The organism is Halorarius litoreus (assembly GCF_024362405.1).
Lineage (GTDB): Archaea > Halobacteriota > Halobacteria > Halobacteriales > Haloarculaceae > Halorarius > Halorarius litoreus.
Window position 1 is genome coordinate 1288163 of the sequence record NZ_CP101454.1, and the last position, 22799, is coordinate 1310961.

Consider the following 22799-nt stretch of genomic DNA (forward strand, 5'->3'; position numbering starts at 1 on the left):
GACTAAATTACCACTCCATGCCGCCGTTGACTGCGAGGATCTGGCCGGTCATGTAGCCGGAGTCCTCGCTGGCGAGGAAGCGAACGAGTCCGGCGACGTCGTCGACGGTCGCGAACCGATTGAGTGGAATGCGGTCGAGGATTTTCTCCTTGACGCGCTCGGGAACGGTCTCCAGCATGTCGGTCAGCACGAACCCCGGCGCGACGCAGTTCGCCGTGGTGCCCGACGCGGCGAGTTCGAGCGCGATGGTCCGGGTGAAGCCGAACAGCCCGGATTTGGTGGTGGCGTAGTTCGCCTGTCCGTAGTTGCCCTGCTGGCCCACGACGCTCGAGATGTTGATGAGTCGCCCCTGGTCAGACTGTCGCAGGTCGTCGTACAGACAGTGCGTGCAGTTGAACACGCCGCCGAGGTTGACGTCCATCACCGTGTCCCAGTCGTCGCGGGTCATGTTCTCGAACTTCTTGTCGATAGTGATGCCCGCGTTGTTCACGAGCACGTCGGCAGGGCCGAACGCATCGTGGATGCGCCCGCACATCCCGTGGACGTCGTCGTAGTCCGCGACGTTCCCCTGCACGGCGATGGCCTGCCCGCCGGCGTCCTCGATGACGTCGACCACCTCGTACGCCTCGGTCTCCGAGGAGCGGTAGTTGACGGCGACGCTCGCGCCGTGTGCGCCGAGTTCCTCGGCAATGCCACGCCCGATACCTCGTGAGGCCCCCGTCACGAGGCAGGTCTGGTCGGAGAGCATACCCGGGGGATGAACCGCTGAGGACATAGTGGTATCCCCGGTAGGGAACGTGTCTATTGGGGGGGACTTCAGTGGAGCATCGTGGGTGACAGCACCTCGAACGCCCGCTCGCTATCACCCCGGTCCGAAACCCACCACGACCACCATCCGAGCGCAGTTCTTTTGCGCCGCGAAACCCTGCCCTCGAACATGAGCGACTTCGACCGGGAAGCCGAGCGCGAGAAACTGCGCGAGCAGTTCGAGCGCGACAAGGAGAAACGCGAGCAGTCAGAGCGGATGTCCGAGCTCCTGTTGAAGGGCGCGACGATGACGAACAAACACTGTGACACCTGTGGCGACCCCATCTTCCGCCACGAGGGCCAGGAGTTCTGTCCGACGTGTCACGGCCCCGGCAAGCAGGCACAGCAGGCCCAACAGTCGCAGTCGCAACAGCAGCCCGACCAGCACGCGGAGCCGACTGCCGACCAGCAGCACGGCGAGCAGCCGGCGCCGACGGCAGCCCCCACCGACGCCGCCCGTGCCGCGAGCGAGGCCCCCGAGCCGACGCCGGAGCCCGCCTCCGTCGACGGTGCCGAGGAGCCGACGACTCGGCAACCGGCACCGCAGCCGACCACGAATCCCGTCGCCGAACCCGCAGACGGCGACGCGCTGTCGGTGGCTCGTGCGTCGCTCACGCGAAGTCTCGCCACGCTCGCACAGAAGGCCGAGTCGACCGAGGACCTCTCGCGGAAACGAGAGTACCTCGCCGCCGCGAAAGAAGCGGCCGAGGCCCTCGACGCCGCCGAACGCGTCGGCCGCTAGTTGCTCCCGTAGTCGCCGCTCACGACCTCGCGAATCCGTTCTGCGGTCACCGTCCCGACCCCCGTCACCGCCAGCAACTCGTCTTCGCTCGCGGTCATCACCGCCTCGACGCTCCCGAAGTGTTCGAGGAGGGCGCGAGCCGTCACCGGCCCCACTTCACCGATACTCGACACCACGTACTCCTGCTGCTCTTCGAGCGTGCGCTGTGACTTCTTCCCATGGACGCGCACCTCGCGGTCGTCGTCCTCCTGCTCGCGGCGGGCGATGACTTCGAGGAGGTCGGCGGTGTCCTGGGCGTCCTTCGTGAAGAGGACACTCGCGCCGAAGTCGACGGCGAGCGAAGAGATGGCCCCCCGAATCGCGTTCGGGTGGACGTTCCGCTCGCCGTAGAGGTCCTCGCCCTCGATGATGACGACCGGGCGCGCGTAGTTCCGGGTCGCGTCCTTCACCTGCTCGAACATCGAACGGTCCTCTCCAAGGAGGGTGTCGAGGAAGTCGCTCACGCTCTTGCGCTCGACGACGACGCGGTCGGAGAGCACGTAGTCGCCGACGTCGAGGGTTTCGAGCCGGGTCGTGATGCCCTCTCGGGTGGAGAGGTCACGGGCGATGTGCGAGTCGAGTTCCCGCTGGTCCGCGACGATTTCGACGGTGTCGTCGTCCGTTCCGGCCGTGGCGACGATTCCCGCCTCGGAGTCGTCTTCGTCGTCGAGGTCTTCAGGCGGGTCGGGCGCGTCGGCTTCCTCGTCTGTCTCGTCCTCCTCGGCATCGCCCGACGCGAAGGAGTCGAGCCCGGACTGGCCGCCGTTGGTGGCGGCGGCAGTCGCGTCGGACCCCGATTCGGTCCCGGTCTGCGCCTCGTCGCGGCTCGCGGCTTCGCCGCTCACCCGTTCGGAGGCCTCGCTCCGCTCGGCCTCCCGAACTCCGGGCTCGCTGAACTTGTCGAGCGACTCCTGGCTCAACTGGGCCTCGACCTCGCCAGCCAGCCCCTTCAGCTTCCGGAGCTCCTCCTCCATCCGCTTCTCCTCGTTTCGGGACATCCAGAAGAACGCCTCGTCGCGGGTGTCGTTGGCGATGAGCACCACGACCTTTCCTTCGGAGGCGCGGCCCGTCCGGCCCTTCCGCTGGATGGAGCGGATGCCCTTCGGGACGGGTTCGTAGAACAGCACGAGGTCGACGTCCGGCACGTCCAGCCCCTCCTCCGCCACGGAGGTCGACACCAGGACCTCGAACTCGCCGGCCCGAAATCTGTCGAGCGTCTCCTTCTGCTGTTTCTGGGTCATTCCATCCGACCCTTCCTTGTCGCCCTGTCCGACGAACCGCTGCGTCTCGAAGTGCTCGCCGAGGAACTCGGTGAGCGTCTCCGCCGTGTCACGGGACTCGGTGAACACGATGGCCCGGGAGCCGCCTTCGAGCCCGAACGTCTCGGCGAGCAGGATGCGCGTCTTTCGGAACTTCGGGTGGAGGTCGTCGAAGTTCTCGGCCAGTCGCATCGCCTCCTTCACCTTCGGCTCGGAGACGAACCGCTGGGACGCCTTGGACGCCCCAGAGGAACGTGCCTGCTGGCGCTGGCGCTCGAAATATCTGCGAAGGGACTCGACCGACTGCGTCTCGACCAGCTCCGTGGCGCGCCGCAGCTTCATGATCTCGGCGTGCGCGCTCATCCCCTGGTAGCCCTCCGACTGATCGTTGTTCATGAGCCGCTGGAGCTGGGCGCGCATCTTGTTCAGCTGCCGCTGGCTCATGTTCGGGTCCGTCGAGCGCGTCACGCCCAGCTGCTTCAGCTTCTCCAGCCGCTCGGTGATGACCTCGTTGAGCGCGTCGCGGATCTGGATGACGCTCTCGGGGAGGTCGACGTGCTGCCAGTCCACGTCGGTTCGATAGGTGTGCTCGGCCACGTCGGCGTCGTCCTCGGTCATCACCTCCACCTCGGTGAGTCCGAGGTTCTCACAGACGACGAGGATCTCCTCCTTGTCGCCGCCGGGACTCGCGGACATCCCGGTCACGAGCGGGCGGTCCGCGTCCTGGTGGTAGCGGTCGGCGATGTAGTTGTACGCGTAGTCGCCGGTCGCGCGGTGACACTCGTCGAACGTGATGTGCGTGACCGGCGCGAGCGAGACGCGGTTCCCCACCAAATCGTTCTCCACGACCTGCGGCGTCGCCATGATGATGCGCGCCGACTGCCAGAGGTCGGCGCGGTCGTCCGGGCGCACGTCGCCGGTGAAGACGACGATGTCGTCGTCCGCGATCTCCAGGGCCTCGCGGTAGAACTCGGCGTGCTGCTGGACGAGCGGTTTCGTGGGCGCGAGCATCAGCGACTTGCCGCCGTACTCGGCGAGTCGGTGGGCCGTGACGAGACAGGAGACGGTCGTCTTCCCCAGTCCCGTGGGGAGACAGACCAGCGTGTGGGCGCGTTTCGCGGCGTCGGCGAGCGTCGTCTGGTACTCGCGACGCTCGAGGAACCCCTTGGCGAGCAGGGGTCCGTCGACGTACTCGACCGCGTCGGAGGCCGCCATTGCCCGACTGTACCTCGCTGTCCCGGATAAGGGTTCGTGTGGCGGGGTGAAAGTGGTCGGTGACCGATGGAGAGCGGTCGGCTGCCGACGGGATTATCGCGAGGCCGAGGTGTCCGCCCGCTGGCGGACGAGCGAGGCGACGAGCCACGCGACGACCAGCAGCGCGACCGCGGCGACGGCCCACTCGAACAGCGTCATACCCCGGGCCAGTCACCCCACCGAAAAAAGTGTGGTGACTTCGTGTACCGGTGGCCGGCTTCTTGTGCCGGTGGCTTCACCAGAGGGTATGCGCGTCTCGGTCATCGGCGGCGGCGAGGTCGACGAAGCGACGTACGAGCGGGCCCGACGGCTGGGCCAGCGGCTGGCCGAGCGTGGCCACACGGTCGTCTGTGGGGGATACGGCGGCGTGATGGAGGCGGTCTGCCGTGGCGCGACGGAGGAGGGTGGCCACACCGTCGGCATCCTCAAGGGCACCGACCCGACCGAGGGGAACGCCTACGTCACGATCCCCATCGCGACGGGACTCGGCAATGCCCGGAACGTGCTCGTGGTGCTCAACGGCGACGCCATCGTCGCCGTCGACGGCGGGACGGGCACGCTCTCGGAACTAGGCCACGCCTTAGACGCCGACAAGCCCGTGGCGGGACTCGATACGCACGACCTCACCGAGTTCGCGGGATTCGAGGCCTGCGAGAGCATCGCCGAGGCAATCGAGAGCGTGGAGCGACGAGCCTAGTCGTCCCCGTCCGGCCGGACGGCGACGCGCTCTCTGAACCCCTCGGGGAGCGAGTCGAGGTCGCCGGCCTGCACGGCCCAGAGGTCGGCGTACAGCCCGCCCGCGTCGAGCAGTTCGGCGTGGCTGCCCCGCTCGGTGACGCGGCCGTCCTCGACGACGAGAATCTCGTCGGCACCCTTCACGGTCGAGAGCCGGTGAGCGATGGCGAACGTCGTTCTCTCCTCGGCGAGCGCGTCGAGCGACCGCTGGATGAGATACTCCGTCTCGGTGTCGACCGCCGAGGTCGCCTCGTCGAGGACGAGTATCTCGGGGTCCTGCAGGACGACGCGGGCGATGGCGACGCGCTGGCGCTGCCCGCCCGAGAGCTTCACGCCGCGCTCGCCGACGCGGGTGTCGTAGCCGTCCGGGAGGTCAGCGATGAACTCGTGGGCTTCGGCGGCTTTCGCGGCGTCGACGACCGCGTCCATCGAGGCGTCGAAGTCGCCGTACCGGATGTTCTCGGCGATGGTGCCGTCGAACAGGAAGGTGTCCTGCCCGACGTAGCCGACGTGCTCGCGTAGCGAGTCGAGCGTCACGTCGCGCAGGTCGTGGCCGTCGACGCGAATCTCGCCCGATGACACGTCGTACAGCCGCAAGAGGAGTTTGAGGAGGGTTGACTTCCCCGCGCCAGTCGGGCCGACGAGCGCGACGGTCTCGCCGGGGGCCGCCTCGAACGAGACGCCGTCGATGACCCGCTCGCCGTCCTGATACGCGAACGAGACGTCGTCGTAGGTGACGTGGCCCGTCACGTCGTCCAGTTCCACGGCGTCCTCGCGGTCGGCCACCGCGACGGGGATGTCCATGAGTCCGAAGACGCGCTCGGAGGAGGCCTTCGCGTTCTCGTACTGGTCGACGATGCCGGAGACCTCCGCCAGGGGCGTGGCGAACCGCTGGGAGAGAAAGAGAAAGGTGACGAACGTCCCGGCCTGGAGGCCGCCCGAGGCACCCGGTGGGGTGCCGACGAACAGCCAGTAGCCGCCGACGAGGAACGTGAGGGTGAAGGAGACGCCGGCGAGCAGTTCCATCCCCGGCCGGTAGAAGTACGCGAGCCGGAGCATCGCCATCTTGTCGTCGAACAGCCGTTTCGAGGCCCCGCGGACCCGCCCGACCTCGTACGGCTCGCTCGCGGTGGTCTTCGTCAGCTCGACGCCCGCGATGGCGTTCTCCAGCCGGGTGTTGAGTTGGCCGACCGAGCGACGCCGAGCGGCGTACAGCGGTTCGGCTCGCTGCATGAACCAGTAGGTGAACGCGACCATCACGGGCGCGACCACGAGCGTGACGGCCGCGAGATACGGGTTCTCGAGGAACAGAACGACACCGATGCCCAGCAGCATCGCGCCCAGTCGGACGGAGTTCGTGAGCGCGTTGTCGAGGAACATCTCGAGGTTCTCGGTGTCCGAGGAGAGGATCGACATCACCTCGCCGGTCTGCTTGTCGTCGAAGAAGGACATGTCGAGCCGGCTCAGCTTCTCGAAGCAGTCGACGCGGACGGCGTGCATCACGCCGTGGGCGAACTCGTTGGCCGCGACGCCGTACACCCACGTGAAGGCGGCGGTCGCGACGAACGCGGCCGCGATGAGGCCGACCGAGAGCCCGAACGCGCCGGCGTCCGTGGCCGGGAGCCATCCCGCCGGAACGAGCGGCAGGCCGTAGCCGTCACCGGTGAGTTCGTTGACGGCCGCGCCGAGCACCACCGGTGGAACGAGCGACGCGAACTGCGCGAGGAGGTTCGCGAGGACGCCGACGGCGAACCAGCCGTATCGCGGCTCACCGTAGGCGGCAAAGAGGCGGCGCATCGGCCGGTCGACGTCGGCGCGATAGCGGTCGAAGACGCTCTCCTCGGCACTCATCAGTGGAGCAAGGCGTCCGCCGTGGAAAGGGGTTGCTCATCGTGGCGACGCTACGGACAGCCGTCGCTGGGCGGGGTGAAAAACGGAAGAAGGGTAGAATATGTAGGACAGGGGAACTGGAGCGGCGTCGTTACTCCTCGTCTTCGTCGCCGCTGACGGCGACGTCGACGGCCTCGGACTGGACGTCCTCGACACGGCCCTGCAGGTTCTGGAAGTGGTCAGCCTGCTCTCCGAGCTGGTTCTGGAAGCGCTCGAGCTGCTCCTCGAAGCGGTTCTGGAACTCCTCGCTCTGCTCTTCGAGCTGGTCCTGGAGCTTCTCCAGCTGGTCGAGCACCTGTTCGAAGGCGTCGACGGTCTGGCCCTCGAGGTCCTCGTTGGCGTCGAGCAGGGTCTCGATCTGGTCGTTGAGCGCCTCGAGGCTCTCCTCGCTGATCTCGTCGTACTGCTCGAGCCCCTCGTCGAACTGCTCGTCGACGGCGTCGTACGCCTCGTCCTGCTGTTCGAGGAGCGTGTCGAACGCGTCGTCAACCGCGTTACGGAGGTCGTCGAGCGTCTCCTCGCCACCGGCCGGCGAGGCGGGCTCGACGGAGTCGAGCACCGTCATGATGGACGTGCGGCCGAGTTCGATGGTCCGCTCCTGCGCCTTGCGCTGGGTGCCGACGCCGTTGGCGACCGTCTCGGTCATCGTCCGGGGGACGTCGAGGGAACGCTCGAAGAGGTCCTGGCTCTGCTCGATGGTCTTTCGCTGCAGTTCGAATACCGTGCTGATGGGGGAAGTGCGGTCACTCATGGGAATCACTGTCGTCGATTTTGACGACGACGGTTTGAACGATGTCTCCCTCCTCGATGCCCAGCGCGTCGCGCTCGGCGTCGGGGATGGTAACGCGACCACCGCTCTGGACCCGGGTCTTGAACGTCCCCAGCTCGGTCAGGCACCCGAGTTGGGTGCCGACACTCGATGGCTGGAGGCCGCCGAACAGCGTCCCGACGGCCCGTTGGGGGCCGTCGATCGCCTGTTCGCCGGCTTCGTGGACGCTGCGGGCCAGTAGGCCCGCGAGTCCCGGCGGCGTGGTGGTCTCGTCTGACATCGCCTATCTGACCAATCGTCCGACGAGAACTTAACCTTTGCCCTTGATAACCACTCAGAACCACTCAATGCCAGCGAGTGGTTTCAGTAGGGTAGAATGGGTACAGATGGCACGGGGCCGTACGGCTCGGCGCCTCGTTCACGTACACGTAGGCGCTCTACCCCCATGGGCTAGTTGCCTCACATTGCCGGGAGAACGACACCCCGAGCGGTCGTCGGGGCCAGACAGGCAACTTAACTGACTAGACGGCGTCTCGGCAGACAAGCTAAAGGTGGCTCGCTATCTGGATGCTCGCAGGACGCGGGTGTCTGCGGCACAGCGACCACCCACTCAGGCCGAACGACTCGCAATGAACCTCCCGCCACTCGACTGGAGTCTGCTTCTCATCCCCCTCATCACGGGGATAATCGGCTACATCACCAACTGGGTCGGGATCCGGCTCCTCTTCTATCCCATCGAGTTCGTGGGAGTCGACGTACCGGGGCTGAAGCGACTCGTCCCCAAACTCCCGGGGCGTATCCAGCAGATCCCCGGCGTGATGTCCGGGCGGCTCGGCTGGCAGGGCATCATCCCCTCGCGCGCGCAGAAGATGGGGAGTCTCGCCGTCGACAAGGGCATCTCCAAGCTCGGCAGCCAACAGGAGTTCTACCAGCAGCTCGACCCCGACCGCATCGCCGAGCACATCGTCGCGGAGTCGGGCGACGAGATGCACGCGCTCGTCGAGGAGGTCATCCGGCGTGAACACCCGCAGCTGTGGGCCGACGCGCCGCCTGCAGTCCGCAACGCCGTCCACGCCCGCATCGACGACCAGCTCCCGCGGGTCGTCGACGACATCGCCACGACTATCGGCGAGCACATCGACGACCTGCTCGACGTGAAGATGATGGTCGTCGACCAGTTCGAGCGCGAACCCGAACTCGTCAACCGCGTGTTCATGGAGGTCGGCGACAAGGAGCTGAACTTCATCATCAACTCCGGGTTCTACATCGGGACGCTGCTCGGGGCGCTCTCCATCCCGCTGTTCCTCTTCATCGACCGCTGGTGGGTGCTGCCCGTCTGCGGGATCGCGGTCGGCTACATCACCAACTACATCGCCATCAAGGTCATCTTCCTCCCGTACGAGCCTCGAAAGTTCGGCCCCTTCACCCTCCAGGGGCTGTTCATCAAGCGGCAGGACGAGGCCTCACAGGCGTACACCTCCATCGTCGCCGAGGAGATCCTCACGCTGTCGAACATCGCCGAGAACCTCCTCTACGGCCGGCAGTCCGACCGCACCCGTCAGCTCATCCGCGACGCGCTCAAGCCCTCGGTGGACGACGCACTCGGTATGGTCGGCCCCGCCGTCCGCGTGGCGACCGGCCCCGACGAGTACGAGGCCATCCGCGAGGGCGTCGCCACCGAGGGCGTCGAGTACGCCTTCGAACCGCTCCAGGACCCCGAGCTCAACCGCGAGCGGAACGCGGTCCTCCAGGAGATGCTCTACGAGCGCATGCGCGTGCTCCCGCCCGCGGACTACGCCGAGATGCTCCGGCAGGCGTTCAAGGAGGACGAGTGGCTGCTCATCTTCATCGGTGCCGTCCTCGGGTTCGTCGCCGGCTGGATACAGCTCCTGGTGGTGACCGCCGTATGAGCGACGACGCCGCGAACCCGGGCGCGAACGACCCCGGACCCGACACCGACGAAGCGGTCGACCGACAGCCCGACGCCACAGCGAACAACGAGGACCCTGAGGACGGCGACCCGCCCGTCGACGAACCGAGCGTCGCTGCAGGCGAACCGACCGACGAGGGTGACGCCACAGACGAGACCGCCGACGCGGCCGGGCCGACCGACGACAGCGCCGACGACCGGCGCGGCCGACGCCGTGAACGACGACGCAAGCGACGGGCGGAACGGGAACGCAACCGCCAGGGGCGTCGGGCGGACGACGACGGTGAGGCGTTCGACCCGGCGGACGTCGACGACGTGGCTCGCAACCTCGGGCGCCGTGAGGTCGAGCGGCTGTTCTCGATTCTGGAGGCGGCGTTCACCGGCCCGGACCGGCTGGACGACGAATCGCTCGACACCCTGCTGGTGGCGCTGGAGCGCGCCATCGTCGAGCCAGCGAGCATCGACAGCGCGGAGCTCGACCGGATGCTCTCGCTGTGGGAGGCCGTCCTCGTGGACGCCGCCTCCGCCGACGACGCTCGACGCGCGCTCGACGTCTTCGACGCCGCCGGCGTCGACGCCGACCGCCGGAACACCGACGTGTTCCGCTTCCTCGAACGACTGGGGCTCGACGACCTGCTCGGCGGCGGCGCGGGCGACGCCGCCAGGGCGTTCACCAGCGGCGAAGAGAGCGTCGACCCCTACCGGCTGGCGCGGCTGGTCGCCACGGTCACGCAGAACGCGACGCTGAACTCCGGGCAGTCGAGCGTCCGCGTCGGGACGGAGCTCGCGCGGGCCGCGGCGACCGCTCGCTCGCCCGCAGAGCTCCTGGACGACAGCCGCGACATCGCCCTCTCGGAGCTGGAGCGGCTGGGCGTCGACACCGGCGTCGACCCCCAGAAACGGACGCGGCGCCGCGACGACGACGAGGACGACCGGACGCTCCGCGAGCGCGGTGAGGCGCTGCTCGAACAGTCGGCCGACCTCGACTACGAGGACTCGTACCACCCGGCACACGACCACGTGGTCGAGCAGCTCGCCCCCGACGAGGGGCGCATCCTCCGGCTGCTCGCGACCGAGGGGCCACAGCCGATGGTCGACGTCCTCGACCTCGGCTGGCTCCCGCTCGGCTCGACGGTCGTCGCCCGCCACCTCACGATGCTCGCGGCCAAAGCCGGCTGCCGACACGACGAGCGCGAGCCCGCGTACCTCCACAACCTCGAACGGCTGGGGCTCGTCTGGTTCGCCGAGGACCCCGTCGACGACCTCGAACGCTACCGCGTGCTCGAAGCGCAGCCGAACGTCGAGCGCGCGCTGGAGGGCGTCACCCGAGAGAAGTTCGACCGGCGGAGCATCCACCTCACGCCGTTCGGCGCGGAGTTCTGCCGCGTGGCGCTCGAGCTCGACGTCGTCGACGGTGCGACGGCCGCGCTCGGCGACGTGGGCGAGGCGTAGTCAGTCGAGCGGCCGGTGCGGGACGACCTCGGGGCCCTCCCGGACGGTCGCGTCGACTCCGAATACCTCGGCGAGCAGTTCTTCGGTGACGACGTCGTTCGGCGGGCCCCAGTCGTACGGCGTTCCGTCCTTGAGCGCGACGAGGTTGTCCGCGAACCGCGCGGCCTGCGCGATGTCGTGGAGGACGACGCTGACCGTCACACCGTGCTCGCGGTTGAGTTCCCGAACCGTCTCCAGCACGCCGAGCTGGTGTCGTAAATCGAGGAACGTCGTCGGCTCGTCCAACAGGAGCACGTCGGGCTCCTGTGCGAGCGTCATCGCGATCCACGCGAGCTGTTTCTGCCCGCCAGAGAGGTTCCCGACCTCGACCTCGCGGAGGTGGTCGACCCCCGCGAGGTCGATGGCGCGGTCGACCGCCGCGTGGTCGTCCTCGCCGAGGGGGTCGAGGAAGCCCCGATGGGGATAGCGACCGTGGCGAACCAGGTCCTCGACGGTCGTGGACCCCGGCGAGTCGTGTTCCTGCGAGAGCAGTCCCAGCCGACGGGCGAGCGGCTTCTTCGCCATCCCGTAGACGTCCTCGCCGCCGAGTTCGACGCTCCCCGACCAGGGTTCGAGCTGGCCGGCGAGCGCCTTCAGCAGCGTCGACTTCCCCGAGCCGTTGGGGCCGACGAGCGCCGTCACGTCACCTGCGGGAAGCAGAACGTGCTGGCACTCGACGACCGGCTCGTCGGTGGCTGGGTAGCCGACTTCCAGCCTGTCACCGACGAGGGCGGGACCCGATTCGGGTGCGGCACCCGCGTCGGCGTCCGCGGCTGGGGCGTCGTCCCGGTCTCGCGTCTCGCCGCGGCTCATAGTTCACCCAGTTGCTGTCGCTTGCGCATCAGATACAGGAAGTACGGACCGCCGACGAGCCCCGTGACGATGCCGACGGGAATCTGCGTGGGCGACCCGAAGACCACTTCGAAGAACAGCCGGGCGCCGAGGTCCGAGATCACGAGCAGCGTCGGGCCCGCGAACGCACAGCCAACGAGCAGCCGCTTGTGGTCGCTGCCGACGACCGTGCGCACGGCGTGCGGGACGATGAGGCCCACGAAGCCGACGATGCCCGCGACCGCGACCGACGCGGCAGCGGCGACGATGCCGACTGCCGAGAGCAGAAAGCGGGTGCGCTCGACGCGCATCCCGAGGCTGCTGGCAGTCGACTCACCCAGCAGGAGGACGTTGAGCTGGCGGGCGCCGAGCGCCGCGGCGGGCACCACGAGGAGCGTCCACGGGAGCACCAGCCGGACCTGCTCCCAGTCGACGCCCGTCAGCGAGCCGGTCGTCCACGCGACGGCCTGCTGGACGGTGCCCACGTCGCCCGCGAAGAAGAACAGCGAGGTCTGCAGGGAGTTGAGGACCGTGCCGACGATGACGCCGGCGAGCACCAGTCGGACGGGAGAGGTGCCGCCCTTCCACGCGATGGCGTAGACGACGAGGAACGCGAGGGTTCCTCCGACGGCCGCGGTGATTGGGAGGAGAAAGGCGAACGCCGGGAACACGACGAGCGTGAGCAGGATGGCGAACCCCGCGCCCGACGAGACGCCGAGGATGAAGGGGCTCGCGAGTTCGTTCTTCGTCACGGCCTGGAAGATGGCTCCCGAGAGCGCGAGGTTCAGGCCGACGAACCCTGCCACCAGCACGCGCGGCATCCGAATCGTCCAGACGACGAGCGTCGCCTTCGAGAGGTCGTACTCGGTCGTGAATCCGAGCGAGGCAGCGAGGCCGTCGCCCAGCAGCAGCGTGGCCAGAACGTTCGGGTTCGTCCAGACGACGGGGTCGAACACGGCTCGCCACGCCTGCGCGAGCGTCATCGAGAACGTCCCGAAGCTCACCTGGACCAGTGCGGCGAGGAGAGTCGCGACGAGCGACGCGGCACAGAACCCGACGAGCGTGGTGTCGAGCCAGTCGAACCGCTCGACTCGCCATCGCGTCTCAGTCGCCATCGAGAGCCTCCACGCCGCCGTCGAGGGCGTCGACGTACGCCCGGATGGTCGCGTCGTCGATGGCGTCGAGCATCGCCTCGTGGTCGAGGTGCTCGGCGAGCCGTCGGTGGCCCCGTTCGCGAAGGCGCTCGACCGCCTCGTCGGTGCGCACCGTCTCGAACGCGCGGTCGATGTACCGCTCACGCAACTCGGTGAACCGCTCGTCGGAGAGGTCGTGGTCTCCCGCCTCGTTGGCGAACCACTTGCGCCAGCGGTCGCGTTCGGCCCACTCGCCGGTCAGTTCGCTCTCGGGACGGAGCCAGTCGTAGTGGGGCGCGACGCCCCCGGTGAACCCCTCGTCGCGGCGGTGGTCCGCCAGCAGACAGCGGGCGACGTGGGCGCCCTGCCCGGCCGAGATGACCGCCTGTGCGTTCCGGTCGTCGTTGTGCGCGGCGACGTACAGCCCGTCGACTTCGGTGCGGCCGTCGGCGTCGGGGTACGACGGCGCGAACCGTTCGTGTGACTCGCCGTGGTGCTCGTGTTCCTCGAACGCCTCGTCACCGGTGACGGGCCGGAGGTACGAGCCGTCGTACCACGCGGCCGCGACGACGTAGTCGGCGGTGACCGTCCCGTCCGCGCTCTCGACCCGAAACGTTCCTCCTTCGTGCTCGACCGCCTCGACGGTCTCGGCGACAAGCGTCGCGCCGGCCGCGTCGAGGTGGTCGTGGAACAGCGCCCGGAGCGTCTCGGGGTCGATGCCTCCGGGGAATCCCGGATAGTTCTCGACGAACGCGGCCCGCGGGAGCGCGGCCGCGCCGCGGTCGAACACCAGCGTGTCGAGGCCGTAGCGTGCGAGGAAGACGGCCGCCCCACAGCCCGCCGGCCCCCCGCCAACGACGACGGCGTCGTGGTCGACGGTCACGAGTGCCGCCGCATCGCCTGCAGCTGCCGTTCGACCACTTCGTCGTCCAGCAACGCGTCGGGGCCGACGAAGTCGACGACCGGCGCGTTCTCGACGCGGAGCCACTCGTCGCAGCCCTCGCCGCTGAGCGTCACGGCCCGCGTCGCCCGGGGGAGACCGTTCGCGCGGCGGTCGCCCGTGGTCTCGCGGACGCTAGCGAACTCGACGGCCGTGTCGGTCCACTCACAGACGGTGAGGTCATGGTCGGGAAGCGACGGGTCGAGCTTCCGGAGGGCGACGCGGTACTCGACGGCAGCGTCGCGGGCACGTTCGGCCGCCTCGTAGCTGTCGAACGTCGCCTCGGACACCGGCGGTGGCTGGGCGCCGGTATCGGCGCAGGCGACGGCGAACGCCCCGCCGTCGCTCGCCAACGCCTCCACCCGCTCGCGGGCGTCGAGGAGCGCGGACTCGTACGTGTCGCTCCCGGCGGCCATCTCAGAGGTTCCCCGCGACGATGTCGGCGACGCGCTCGCGGTCGAACAGTTCGCCGTCGAACCCGTAGAGCTGCCCGGCGGTGCGCTCGGTCAGCACCATGTACGTGATGGGCCCCTGGTACAGGCCGCCGGCGCGGTAGACGTCGCCGTTCTGGACCGCAGTGAGTTGCGACCCGACGTCGTCGTTCTCGAGGAAGGCGACGACGCTGTCCTCGAACTCCGGCCGCGTCTTCGACTCGTAGCCGCGGAGCATGAGCACCTCGGGGTCGACGTCGAGGACGGTCTCGAGGTCGATGGCGCCGCGACTCCCGTGGAAGTCCTTGATATCCGTCTCGGCGAGCGCGTCCCGGACGTTCAGGTCGCGGAGGTGTTTGAACCCGGTTCCCCCACCGATGAGATAGGGATAGTACTGCTCGGGTTCGTCACCGACACCCCAGAGCACGGCGACCTCAGGGCGGTCGCCCGCGCTCGGGACGACGGGCGCGAGGTTCGACTGGAACGCGTCGTCGACCTCGACGAACGCCTCGTAGCGGTCCTCGCGTTTGAACACCTGCGCGAGCTTCTCGAACCCCTCGTACAGGGTGTAGTAGCGGTAGTCGTCGTGCCACGGATAGTGCTGGGCGTAGATGCAGTTGCCGAACAGCGGGCCGACGGTCTCGGCGATCTCGTCGACGTCAGACTGGTCCCAGCCCTTGAACCGGTTCATCAGGAAGTTCGGGTCAATCACGTGGACGTCGGCGTCGAGTTCGAGGAACAGCTCCTTGCTGACGCCGTCCTGATACAGGTTCACCATCTGCGATTTGTCGACGGAGACGCCGGGAATCGAGTCGTAGTACTGGGTGTGATAGCGGCTCGTGAGCCAGACGCCCTTCGGCGGTTCGAGGCCGAGCGCGATACCCATGTCGGCCCAGCTCCCGTTGTTGGCGACCCACGTCTCCGGGACCGAGTCGAACGTCACGTCGCCGACGGGCGCCATCGACACCGTGTACGACGGCTCGGGGGTCGCGGTGTCAGTTGGAGTCGCGTCGGCGCCCGACCCGGTCGCCGTCGGTGTGTTCGTCTGCCCGGTACAGCCGGCGAGAGCCGCGACGCCAGCCGCCCCCGCCGTGATGAGTTCGCGTCGTCGCATACCCCGACCGAAGATTTTGGCCGGCCTAAACCTATCGATTTTTCGGCCAGCCTAAATCAGAGGTTCACATGTTTCCGTCGGGGTTTACCCCCCCGTACGTTCTGGTACGAGTATGGCAGACATGACCGTCGAGGAGGCGCTGGCGAAGTACGGGCCGAGCGACGTGACCCGCGACGACATCCTCACCGTCGACGACCCCGGGTTCGCGCCCGAGAACGTCGCGGTCGTCACCGGTGCCGGGTCCGGAATCGGCCGCGCGACCGCGCTCTGTCTGGCCGGCAACGGGCTCACCGTCGCCGGCGTCGACATCGACGAGGAGGGGCTCGAGGACGTGGCCGAGCGTGCCGACGAGCTTGACCTGCCTGGGCGCGTCGAGCCCCTCGCAGGCGATCTCACCGACGACGCCGACATGGAGCGCGTGGTGAGCGAGGCGGCCGCCCTCGGCTCCATCCGCTATCTCGCGAACATCGCGGGCATCCAGCACATCGACCCCATCGCCGAGTTCCCGATGGAGAAGTACGACCAGATGCACGCCATCATGCAGCGGGCGCCCCTCCTGTTGACCAAGCTCTGCTGGCCCCACTTCGAGGAGAGTGGGCGCGGGCACGTCGGCAACATGTGCTCGATCCACGGCCACATCGTCACGCAGGACAAAGTTGCGTACAACACCGTGAAGTTCGGCCTCCGGGGCCTCACGCAGTCCACGGCAGCGGAGGGCGACGGCGACATCCGGGCGTTCACCGTCTCGACGGCGTACGTCAAGACCGAACTCGTCGCCAAGCAGCTGCCCGACTCCGCGGACTCGCGAGGGCTCACGGTCGACGAGACCGTCGAACAGGTGATGCTCGGCCACACCCGCGTCAAGGAGATGATGGAGCCGTACGAGGTCGGCAACCTGTTCGTCATGGGGTTCTCCGAGCACGCGAAACACCTGAACGGCGGCGACATGCACCACGAGGGCGGGATGAGCCTGACGTACCAGTAAGCGACTGCTACCCGTCGAACCGTCGCGTGTAGTTATACCGGCAGTTGGCGTACGCGTGGCATGGCAGACGGACAGCGCATCGACTGGCAGGCCATCCCGACTCGCTACCGACGCTGGCAGGCGCTTCCGGTGTGGCGAAAGCTCCGCTGGCTCGTCACCCGGAGCCTCACGATGGTCGTCGCGTACGTCGGGTTCGCAGTGGCCATCCTCTGGTACAACGAGCCGACGCCCGTCGAGGCCATCGGCGCGGATCGCGAGTCACCGCTGGCGCTCGTGGGCGCGCTCGTGACGACTCCCGAACTGGGGCTCCTCCTGATTCTCGTGCCCGCGGTGGTGGCGGCGGTGCTCCTCCCGAACCGGCCCTCGTGGCGCGGCTGAGGAGCCGAACACCCGTAGTGACAGCCCGACCAGTCGCGGACGACCGGGGGCGCACCGAGGCGCAGCTATATATCCAGCCACAGCCATCCACGCAGACATATGACCGTCATCGCAGCCATCGGCGAGAAGCAGAGCGAGAGCCAGGTCGTCTCGGTCGCCTACGATCTCGCGTCGGCGTACGGCGACGACCTCGTCGTCCTCCACGTCATTCCCACCAAAGCGTTCGAGGAGCACAAGGAGACGATCCAGTCGCTCCCGGAGTTCTCGGACTACTCGTTCACCCAGGAGGAGGACAACGCCGCGAAGTTCGCGAAGCGGGTCGTGGAGGTGACGCTCGACGAGTTCGACGACGACGTGATCTCGACGGCCGGCCGGGTCGGCGACCCCGTCGAGGAGATCCTCGACGTCGCCGAGAGCCACGACGCACGGTATCTGGTCATCGGCGGCAAGCGCCGCTCGCCGGCTGGAAAGGCGCTGTTCGGAAGTACCACGCAGGCGCTCCTCCTGAACGCGACCCGCCCCGTCGTGACCGTGATGGAGTGAGCAGGACCGCACGCAGCGACCGGCGCCCCGTTCGCCCGTAAGCGGAGCCCCGTTCGCGCATAGGTACAGCGCGCGTGTGTGTCATCCGACCTGTTTTGTCCCCGCTTCCAGTAGCCGTGGGCATGGTCCCCACTCCACGCCAACTCCTCCTCGGCCGCGAACCCCACCGTCGACTGTGGCCCGCAGTCGCCGTCGTGCTGTTCGTCGGCACGTTCGCCGCGTACGCCGTCGGCGTGTTCCACATCCCTGGTGGGGTCGTGTTCATCCCCGGCCAGGCCGCGCTCGTCGGCCTCCTCGGTGCAGGTATCGTGGGCTACGCCCGAGGTGGGCTCCTGTTCGCGTGGCTGGTGTGTTACGGCGCGCTGCTCGGAAATCACGCCGACCACGCCTTCATGGGGCTCTCCCACCGGACGCGGGTCGAACAGGCGGCGTACTTCTTCGAGCTGGACGGGCTGGGCGCGTACGCAGTGATGGCTGTCGTCCTCGGCCTCCTCGCGTTCGCCGTCGGCGCGCTGGCGCGGTGGGGGTACGAGACGCTCCGTCCACAGCGACGGGCGAGCGCCGACTGACTACAGCCAGTCGACGAACGACCCCTCGATGAGGGTCTCGCGCTGGCGGTCGATGTACGCCTTCTGCATCCCCCAGATGGCCTCGGCGAACGGCTCGCCGGCGTCGAACCGCTGGCGGACCTGCGCGCGCTTCCACGACGCCGGCGTGACGCCGCGGTCCGCGCGCTCGCGAAGCGGCTGGATGTAGCGGGTCGCCTCCTCGGTGGAGAGGCCCCGCACTTCGAGGCCGTCGCGGGCGTACTCGAGCAGCTCGGAGTAGCAGACGTCCGCCTCCGTCGTCTCCTCGCCGTCGGCCGTCACCCAGTGGAGGTCGGCGTCGAGACCGTCCCGCATCGCGGCGTAGAAGTTGTCGCGCGCGTGCTGCCAGTCCATGTCGTAGACCGGGTGTTCGAGTCGGGGAAGCGACTCCATCAGGCCCGCGAACACCGCGAGGAAGGCGATGGAGTCGCGGACGGTGGGCTGAGCGGCGATGGGCCGGAACTCGATTCGGGCGTTCGCCGCCGTCCGCGATGGGCCGCCGAACACCGGTCGGACCCATCGCCAGAACGAGCCGTGTTTGTGCCGGAAGTGCGCGAACCGGTCGTCGAACCGCCCCGTCTCCTCCTGGAGCATCGGGACGACCGTCTCGTCGGCGGCGACGCGGTCGACCGCCTCCTCGACCGAGTCGATGTCGTCGGGGAACGTCACCTTCGCGTCGTCGTCGGGGTTGAGCACGGACTCGAAGACGACGATGCGGTTCTCGGCGTACCCCTCGTCGAGGACGACTTCGGGTTCGGCGGTGTAGCAGTCCGGCGGGAAGAACGGCGAGTTGACGCCGAGCGCGAGCAGCGGCCCGGCCACGCGCAGGGCGTACCGGAACCGCTCGGGGAGGTCCATCGCCTGTGCGACCTGGTAGTGCGGCTGGATGGAGGTGATGAGGCTCTCGGGCATCACCGTCTCGGCGTCGAGTTCGACGTGCGGTGCGTCGAGCGACATCTCCGAGCGGAACCCGGTGTTCGCCATCGCGTGATAGCGGACGGCGTCGCTCATGTTCGTGGCGAGGCGAACGCCGTCCTCCTCGACGCTGTCGGCGAGATACGAGGTCGCGGTCTCGCCGATGGGTGGCTGGGTCCACATCGCGTCGCTCACGAGATACAGCCCCTCGGCGGTGGCGACCTGCTCGGCGGCATCGAGCCGCGCCTGCACCTCGGCCTCCTGTGCACGGAGCCCGTACGCCGACAGTGGCTGGGGCGAGGTCGACATCTCGGCGTTGTGCAGGCCGAGCTCCTTCTCGAAGCCGATGTACTCGAGCAGGCGACGCGGCACCCGCGCCAGCGCGTACGTCTCGTCGTCGACGGCGTAGAACTCGTACTCGAAGCCGACGATGGCCTGTGGGTTGTCGAACGTCCCGTCGGCGAGCTCGGCCTTGAGCGTCTCGACCTCGCGGTCGACCCGCGACGCGAACTCCTCGGCGTCGACATCCAACGCCGCACGCACCCGCGCCGCGAGTTCGGAACCCGACATACCCGAACCTGGGTGCGCCTCGGATTAGAAGGCTGTGGCTGGCGGGCGATGGCGTCGCCGCCGCAAACCGGGTGGCAGCTGGGTGCGGGGGGTACCGGGGTCAGGACACTAATAGCCCCTCGTGTCGCACTGCCACCCGAACCAACGGCACCGAGCCCTACCCCGGGTTCACACCTAAACGTACTGAATGCTGAAATTCGGACTTGAGCTACAGGAGCGCACGGAGCCGATCGCGGTGGAACGCCACGGCCGCATCGCCCGTCCGTTCGGGGTAGCGGGGCCGTGTCACCTCGCCGCGGGAGTCGACGGCCGACTGCACCACCGCCGCGAGCCGATAGCCGCGCGGGACGGCGGGCCACGGTCGCACAGCCGTGTACCCCTCGCGAAACGCCTCGTGGAGTCCCTCATCCACGATATACCAGTCACAGACGAGGTGCTCGACCTTCGCGACGGCGAGCCCCGCGTCGGCGGCGAGCGGTCCGCCCCAGTCGACGACCGCGGTTATCGCACCCTCGGCGACGAGCGCGTTGCCTGGCCGGAGGTCCCACGGGAACAGCCGCGGCTCGGGCGCCTCGACGTCCGAGACGGCCTCGCGGACCGCCGTCCGAACGGGGTCGTGGAACGAATCGAACGCAGGTGGGAGCGCCGCCAGTCCCGCCTCGACGTCGTCGGTGAGCCACGCCGCCCAGTCGTCGGTGCCGGTCGCCCGGAGCCCACCGTCCGTCGCCCGAACGTCGCCGTACGCGTCGAAGCTGAATGCGTCGTGGAGTTCCGCGAGGAACCGGCCGAAGGTTCGGGCGACCGCCCGCTGGACGGGAGCCTCCAGTTCCGTGAACCGGGTGTGGAGGTCCACACCGGGCGCGCGTGCGGCGACGAGGTAGCCCGCCCCGTCGAGCGTGCCGACCGCGAGTATCTCGGGTACCGGCACCGTGGTCCGCTCGCGGACGGCCGTCGCCAGCGCCGCCTCGGTGGCGAGCGCGTCGGCGTCGGGGCTCGTCTGGACGACGACGGCCTCGTCGCCGAACGACACGAGCGTCGTCCGCTTGTGGTTTCCCCGCTGGACGAGTTGGCGAGCCGTCGGCTCGCGCCCGGGGAACACGCGGTCGAGGACCGCGGCGACCTCGTCCATGCACGAGCGACGCGCGCTGGGCGCAAACGTTCTGCGGTGGGGAGGTCGACGGGACTCAAACGACCCGCGAGAGCTCGTGAAGCGTCTCGAAGGTGAAGTCGGGGCGGTGGTCGCCGGGGTCGGTCGGCTCGCCGGGACACCACGCTGCGGCGAGGCCAGCGCCCTGTGCGCCGGCGACGTCGTACTCCAGCGAGTCGCCGACGTACAGCGATTGCTCGGGTGATTCGTCGAGCGCGTCGAGCGCGCGGTCGAACGGGTCGCGGTGGGGCTTGCGCCGCGGCATGTCGCCGGCGTACACCACCACGTCGAACGCGTCGTGGAGGTCGAGCGCGTCGAGTTTCGTCGACTGGCGGCGTTCGGGACCGTTGGTGACGAGGCCGACGGCCCCGCGCTTGCGGGCGTGGACGAGCGCCGCCTGCGCGCCCGGGAGCAGCGAGACGGCGGTGTTGTCCACCTCCGCGACGAAGCCGCGAGCGAGCGCCGTCGCGTCCACGTCTCTGGCGTGGTCAGCGGCGAGTCGCCCGAACCCGTCGGCGAGATAACCGAGTTCGTCGTCCGGGTCGATCGGGCCGTCGAGCGCCGCCCACAGTTCCGTGGGCGACCCGAACGGCTCGATGCCCGCGTGGTCGAACGCGGCGCGGAACAGCGCTGCTGGCTCCTGCTCGTGGCGACACAGCGTGTTGTCGAGGTCGAACAGGACGGCGGCGAATCGGCTCACGACTCTAGGAGGGCGTCCGCAGCAAAAGGCGTTGTCCGGTGGTGCGACCGGCTCACTCGACGGCGATGGCCTCGGCGTCTTCGAGGTCCAGTTCGATATCCTTCCCGCGGCGCATCCGGCGGGCTGCGACGATCGCGCCGATGCCGAGGACGACGAGGAACCCGATGGGGAACCCGCGGCGGCCGGACCCGTCGTCGACCTCCATCTCCACGGGCTCGTCGGCGGACTCGGCGGTCTCGCTGCCGAAGCGTGCGCCGTCCAGGTGCAACTCGAAGAACGTCACGTTGTCGAATGCCATAGCAGAGTTACGCGTGCTGAGAGCTTATACTCGGCAGTGACGGGTGCTGGCAGGGAGCCGGGCACGACAGCGCGTCGTGTTCAGACCTCTATGTCCTTCGTCTCGAACGCGCCTTCGTCGGCCTCGGGGTCGTACCGCTCGATGGCGGTCAGCACGAGGTCGGTCACCGCCTCGGGGCTCCACCGCGCGGTGTTGATGGTGAGGTCGTAGAACGAGTGGTCGTCGACGTCGATGCCGTAGTAGCTCTCGTATCGGCCGCTCTCGGAGACCTCGCGGACGCGCATCTCCGCCTCCATCTCGTCGCGGTCGGTGGTGCGGTCGACCCGGACCTCGGCGGGGGCGTCGAGCCAGACCCGCAGGTCCGCGCGGTTGCCGGCCAGCCAGCCGGCGAGCCGCGACTCGAGGATGAACGCCTTGTTCGCCGCCCCCCACCGCTCGGCGATGGTGCGGAGCCGGCGGTCGAGCGCGCGGTCGATCTCCTCGTCGGCGTCCGCCTGCGCGATGAGCTGCGTGAGCGTCATGTCGCGCTCTTCGGCGAGTTCGCGGAATATCTCCCCGCCGCTCACGTAGCCACAGTCGAGCGCCCGTGCGAGGCGCTCGACGACGGTGGTCGCGCCACAGCCCGGCGGCCCCGACACCGTGATGAAGAGGTTGCTCTCGACCCGACGCAGGTCCTGGCCACCGTCTGACAGCGGCGGCTCCGACGAGCGTCGGCTGTCGTCGCGTCCGTCGCTCGCGTCCCCACCGTCCGCGCTGGCGTCCGCCTCCGAATCCGGCATACGTGGGCGGTGGCGCCACCGCGGTAAATAGCTCGGGGTCGGCGCGCGACTCAGCCTCTGACGGCCTGGACGAACGCCTGCAGGTAGGTCAGCGTGAGCCCGAACAGCGTGCCGAGCGCGAACGTGTAGACGGCGGTGTCGACGACGCCGGTGAAGTGGAGGTAGCTGACCGCGACGGCGAGACCGAGGACGCCGAGGCCGGCGGCGGCGAGGAACCGCTGGCGGTACTGGATGCGGAGGGTACCGGTCGCAGCCGCCTGTTGCTCGACGGCCGCCAGCAGCCGCTCGACCGCTTCGTCGTCGATTTCGTCCGGGGCGGGGTCGCCACGAGGCCGTTCGCTACGCTGCGCCGAACCCCCACCGCGGAGCAGGTCTCCGTTCCCGTTCGCCGCGTCGCCCTCGTCGGTCGCCGCCCCAGAGTCGACGCCCGCGTGGGTGTCCATCGAGTGGACGATGAGTTCGTCCTGCGTGTCGAACGTCGCTCCACAGCGGCTACACTCGGCCCCCTCGCCGTCCATGTCACTCCTATTCA

24 protein-coding genes are annotated in these 22799 nt (G+C 68.6%); 8 read left to right on the forward strand and 16 right to left on the reverse strand.

Annotated features, from left to right (window positions below):
• Window positions 1-7 precede the first annotated feature (7 nt).
• Complete coding sequence (locus NL126_RS06570) at window positions 8-748, reverse strand: beta-ketoacyl-ACP reductase (RefSeq protein WP_255198127.1); 741 nt, start codon at window positions 746-748, stop codon at window positions 8-10.
• A 189-nt stretch (window positions 749-937) separates the two neighbouring features.
• On the opposite strand from NL126_RS06570, the gene NL126_RS06575 reads away from it, so the two are divergent.
• Entirely contained in the window at window positions 938-1549 is a 612-nt protein-coding gene (locus NL126_RS06575; RefSeq protein WP_255198128.1) for an Sjogren's syndrome/scleroderma autoantigen 1 family protein, read from the forward strand.
• Here NL126_RS06575 and NL126_RS06580 read toward each other — a convergent pair.
• On the reverse strand, window positions 1546-4062 hold the full coding sequence (locus NL126_RS06580) for a DEAD/DEAH box helicase (RefSeq protein WP_255198129.1): 2517 nt from the start codon (window positions 4060-4062) through the stop codon (window positions 1546-1548). The two genes, NL126_RS06575 and NL126_RS06580, sit on opposite strands and share 4 nt — an antisense overlap.
• Window positions 4063-4348: 286 nt before the next feature.
• On the opposite strand from NL126_RS06580, the gene NL126_RS06585 reads away from it, so the two are divergent.
• Window positions 4349-4798 carry a TIGR00725 family protein gene (locus NL126_RS06585; RefSeq protein WP_255198130.1) on the forward strand — a complete coding sequence of 150 codons (450 nt, stop codon included), beginning with the start codon at window positions 4349-4351 and terminating at the stop codon, window positions 4796-4798.
• On the opposite strand, the gene NL126_RS06590 is transcribed toward NL126_RS06585, so the two are convergent.
• From NL126_RS06590 to NL126_RS06600, 3 genes are all read right to left on the reverse strand, one after another.
• The gene (locus NL126_RS06590) at window positions 4795-6687 is read right to left on the reverse strand and encodes an ABC transporter ATP-binding protein (RefSeq protein ID WP_255198131.1); all 1893 of its coding nucleotides are present in this window, start codon (window positions 6685-6687) and stop codon (window positions 4795-4797) included. The two genes, NL126_RS06585 and NL126_RS06590, sit on opposite strands and share 4 nt — an antisense overlap.
• Window positions 6688-6817: 130 nt before the next feature.
• Window positions 6818-7477 (reverse strand): hypothetical protein, encoded by a 660-nt coding sequence (locus NL126_RS06595; protein WP_255198132.1) that lies wholly within the window; start codon window positions 7475-7477, stop codon window positions 6818-6820.
• Window positions 7470-7775 (reverse strand): AbrB/MazE/SpoVT family DNA-binding domain-containing protein, encoded by a 306-nt coding sequence (locus tag NL126_RS06600; protein ID WP_255198133.1) that lies wholly within the window; start codon window positions 7773-7775, stop codon window positions 7470-7472. The genes NL126_RS06595 and NL126_RS06600 overlap by 8 nt, the downstream gene beginning before the upstream one ends.
• A gap of 349 nt (window positions 7776-8124) precedes the next feature.
• On the opposite strand from NL126_RS06600, the gene NL126_RS06605 reads away from it, so the two are divergent.
• Both NL126_RS06605 and NL126_RS06610 read left to right on the forward strand, forming a co-directional pair.
• Entirely contained in the window at window positions 8125-9405 is a 1281-nt protein-coding gene (locus NL126_RS06605; protein WP_255198134.1) for a DUF445 domain-containing protein, read from the forward strand.
• On the forward strand, window positions 9402-10877 hold the full coding sequence (locus NL126_RS06610) for an Abi-alpha family protein (RefSeq protein ID WP_255198135.1): 1476 nt from the start codon (window positions 9402-9404) through the stop codon (window positions 10875-10877). Before NL126_RS06605 ends, NL126_RS06610 begins: the two co-directional genes overlap by 4 nt.
• Here the strand turns inward: NL126_RS06610 and NL126_RS06615 are convergent, their stop codons facing one another.
• From NL126_RS06615 to NL126_RS06635, 5 genes are read right to left on the reverse strand one after another with little or no spacing between them, the layout of a single operon-like run.
• Complete coding sequence (locus tag NL126_RS06615) at window positions 10878-11729, reverse strand: ABC transporter ATP-binding protein (protein WP_255198136.1); 852 nt, start codon at window positions 11727-11729, stop codon at window positions 10878-10880. It abuts the gene before it with no gap.
• Complete coding sequence (locus tag NL126_RS06620; protein WP_255198137.1) at window positions 11726-12862, reverse strand: FecCD family ABC transporter permease; 1137 nt, start codon at window positions 12860-12862, stop codon at window positions 11726-11728. Before NL126_RS06620 ends, NL126_RS06615 begins: the two co-directional genes overlap by 4 nt.
• Entirely contained in the window at window positions 12852-13763 is a 912-nt protein-coding gene (locus NL126_RS06625; protein WP_255198138.1) for an FAD-dependent oxidoreductase, read from the reverse strand. The genes NL126_RS06620 and NL126_RS06625 overlap by 11 nt, the downstream gene beginning before the upstream one ends.
• The gene (locus NL126_RS06630) at window positions 13760-14236 is read right to left on the reverse strand and encodes a DUF7552 domain-containing protein (protein ID WP_255198139.1); all 477 of its coding nucleotides are present in this window, start codon (window positions 14234-14236) and stop codon (window positions 13760-13762) included. The genes NL126_RS06625 and NL126_RS06630 overlap by 4 nt, the downstream gene beginning before the upstream one ends.
• Window position 14237: 1 nt before the next feature.
• Window positions 14238-15365: an ABC transporter substrate-binding protein gene (locus NL126_RS06635; RefSeq protein WP_255198140.1), complete on the reverse strand. Its 1128-nt coding sequence runs from the start codon at window positions 15363-15365 to the stop codon at window positions 14238-14240.
• A gap of 121 nt (window positions 15366-15486) precedes the next feature.
• Here NL126_RS06635 and NL126_RS06640 point away from each other — a divergent pair, with 121 nt between their 5' ends.
• From NL126_RS06640 to NL126_RS06655, 4 genes are all read left to right on the forward strand, one after another.
• Window positions 15487-16350: an SDR family NAD(P)-dependent oxidoreductase gene (locus NL126_RS06640; protein WP_255198898.1), complete on the forward strand. Its 864-nt coding sequence runs from the start codon at window positions 15487-15489 to the stop codon at window positions 16348-16350.
• A gap of 60 nt (window positions 16351-16410) precedes the next feature.
• Window positions 16411-16728: a hypothetical protein gene (locus tag NL126_RS06645; protein WP_255198141.1), complete on the forward strand. Its 318-nt coding sequence runs from the start codon at window positions 16411-16413 to the stop codon at window positions 16726-16728.
• Window positions 16729-16827: 99 nt separating this feature from the next.
• Window positions 16828-17271 (forward strand): universal stress protein, encoded by a 444-nt coding sequence (locus NL126_RS06650; protein ID WP_255198142.1) that lies wholly within the window; start codon window positions 16828-16830, stop codon window positions 17269-17271.
• A gap of 122 nt (window positions 17272-17393) precedes the next feature.
• Window positions 17394-17840: a hypothetical protein gene (locus NL126_RS06655; RefSeq protein ID WP_255198143.1), complete on the forward strand. Its 447-nt coding sequence runs from the start codon at window positions 17394-17396 to the stop codon at window positions 17838-17840.
• Here NL126_RS06655 and NL126_RS06660 read toward each other — a convergent pair whose 3' ends face one another.
• The 6 genes from NL126_RS06660 to NL126_RS06685 all read right to left on the reverse strand — a co-directional run bounded on the left by NL126_RS06660 (window position 17841) and on the right by NL126_RS06685 (window position 22785).
• On the reverse strand, window positions 17841-19343 hold the full coding sequence (locus tag NL126_RS06660; protein WP_255198144.1) for a glutamate-cysteine ligase family protein: 1503 nt from the start codon (window positions 19341-19343) through the stop codon (window positions 17841-17843).
• A 208-nt stretch (window positions 19344-19551) separates the two neighbouring features.
• Window positions 19552-20472 (reverse strand): phosphotransferase family protein, encoded by a 921-nt coding sequence (locus tag NL126_RS06665; RefSeq protein ID WP_255198145.1) that lies wholly within the window; start codon window positions 20470-20472, stop codon window positions 19552-19554.
• Between the two features lie 55 nt (window positions 20473-20527).
• On the reverse strand, window positions 20528-21190 hold the full coding sequence (locus NL126_RS06670; protein WP_255198146.1) for an HAD family hydrolase: 663 nt from the start codon (window positions 21188-21190) through the stop codon (window positions 20528-20530).
• Window positions 21191-21242: 52 nt separating this feature from the next.
• Window positions 21243-21488 carry a hypothetical protein gene (locus NL126_RS06675; protein ID WP_255198147.1) on the reverse strand — a complete coding sequence of 82 codons (246 nt, stop codon included), beginning with the start codon at window positions 21486-21488 and terminating at the stop codon, window positions 21243-21245.
• 80 nt (window positions 21489-21568) lie between these two features.
• On the reverse strand, window positions 21569-22267 hold the full coding sequence (cmk, locus tag NL126_RS06680) for a (d)CMP kinase (protein ID WP_255198148.1): 699 nt from the start codon (window positions 22265-22267) through the stop codon (window positions 21569-21571).
• Window positions 22268-22317: 50 nt separating this feature from the next.
• Window positions 22318-22785, reverse strand: coding sequence for a hypothetical protein (locus NL126_RS06685; protein WP_255198149.1), 468 nt, complete (start codon window positions 22783-22785; stop codon window positions 22318-22320).
• Window positions 22786-22799: the final 14 nt, after the last annotated feature.

Coding starts and splice junctions, on each gene's coding strand:
- NL126_RS06570 (WP_255198127.1), bottom strand. CDS start 748: ATGCTCTCCGACCAGACCTGCCTCGTGACGGGGGCCTCACGAGGTATC.
- NL126_RS06575 (WP_255198128.1), top strand. CDS start 938: ATGAGCGACTTCGACCGGGAAGCCGAGCGCGAGAAACTGCGCGAGCAG.
- NL126_RS06580 (WP_255198129.1), bottom strand. CDS start 4,062: ATGGCGGCCTCCGACGCGGTCGAGTACGTCGACGGACCCCTGCTCGCC.
- NL126_RS06585 (WP_255198130.1), top strand. CDS start 4,349: ATGCGCGTCTCGGTCATCGGCGGCGGCGAGGTCGACGAAGCGACGTAC.
- NL126_RS06590 (WP_255198131.1), bottom strand. CDS start 6,687: ATGAGTGCCGAGGAGAGCGTCTTCGACCGCTATCGCGCCGACGTCGAC.
- NL126_RS06595 (WP_255198132.1), bottom strand. CDS start 7,477: ATGAGTGACCGCACTTCCCCCATCAGCACGGTATTCGAACTGCAGCGA.
- NL126_RS06600 (WP_255198133.1), bottom strand. CDS start 7,775: ATGTCAGACGAGACCACCACGCCGCCGGGACTCGCGGGCCTACTGGCC.
- NL126_RS06605 (WP_255198134.1), top strand. CDS start 8,125: ATGAACCTCCCGCCACTCGACTGGAGTCTGCTTCTCATCCCCCTCATC.
- NL126_RS06610 (WP_255198135.1), top strand. CDS start 9,402: ATGAGCGACGACGCCGCGAACCCGGGCGCGAACGACCCCGGACCCGAC.
- NL126_RS06615 (WP_255198136.1), bottom strand. CDS start 11,729: ATGAGCCGCGGCGAGACGCGAGACCGGGACGACGCCCCAGCCGCGGAC.
- NL126_RS06620 (WP_255198137.1), bottom strand. CDS start 12,862: ATGGCGACTGAGACGCGATGGCGAGTCGAGCGGTTCGACTGGCTCGAC.
- NL126_RS06630 (WP_255198139.1), bottom strand. CDS start 14,236: ATGGCCGCCGGGAGCGACACGTACGAGTCCGCGCTCCTCGACGCCCGC.
- NL126_RS06635 (WP_255198140.1), bottom strand. CDS start 15,365: ATGCGACGACGCGAACTCATCACGGCGGGGGCGGCTGGCGTCGCGGCT.
- NL126_RS06640 (WP_255198898.1), top strand. CDS start 15,487: ATGACCGTCGAGGAGGCGCTGGCGAAGTACGGGCCGAGCGACGTGACC.
- NL126_RS06645 (WP_255198141.1), top strand. CDS start 16,411: ATGGCAGACGGACAGCGCATCGACTGGCAGGCCATCCCGACTCGCTAC.
- NL126_RS06650 (WP_255198142.1), top strand. CDS start 16,828: ATGACCGTCATCGCAGCCATCGGCGAGAAGCAGAGCGAGAGCCAGGTC.
- NL126_RS06655 (WP_255198143.1), top strand. CDS start 17,394: ATGGTCCCCACTCCACGCCAACTCCTCCTCGGCCGCGAACCCCACCGT.
- NL126_RS06660 (WP_255198144.1), bottom strand. CDS start 19,343: ATGTCGGGTTCCGAACTCGCGGCGCGGGTGCGTGCGGCGTTGGATGTC.
- NL126_RS06665 (WP_255198145.1), bottom strand. CDS start 20,472: ATGGACGAGGTCGCCGCGGTCCTCGACCGCGTGTTCCCCGGGCGCGAG.
- NL126_RS06675 (WP_255198147.1), bottom strand. CDS start 21,488: ATGGCATTCGACAACGTGACGTTCTTCGAGTTGCACCTGGACGGCGCA.
- cmk (WP_255198148.1), bottom strand. CDS start 22,267: ATGCCGGATTCGGAGGCGGACGCCAGCGCGGACGGTGGGGACGCGAGC.
- NL126_RS06685 (WP_255198149.1), bottom strand. CDS start 22,785: ATGGACGGCGAGGGGGCCGAGTGTAGCCGCTGTGGAGCGACGTTCGAC.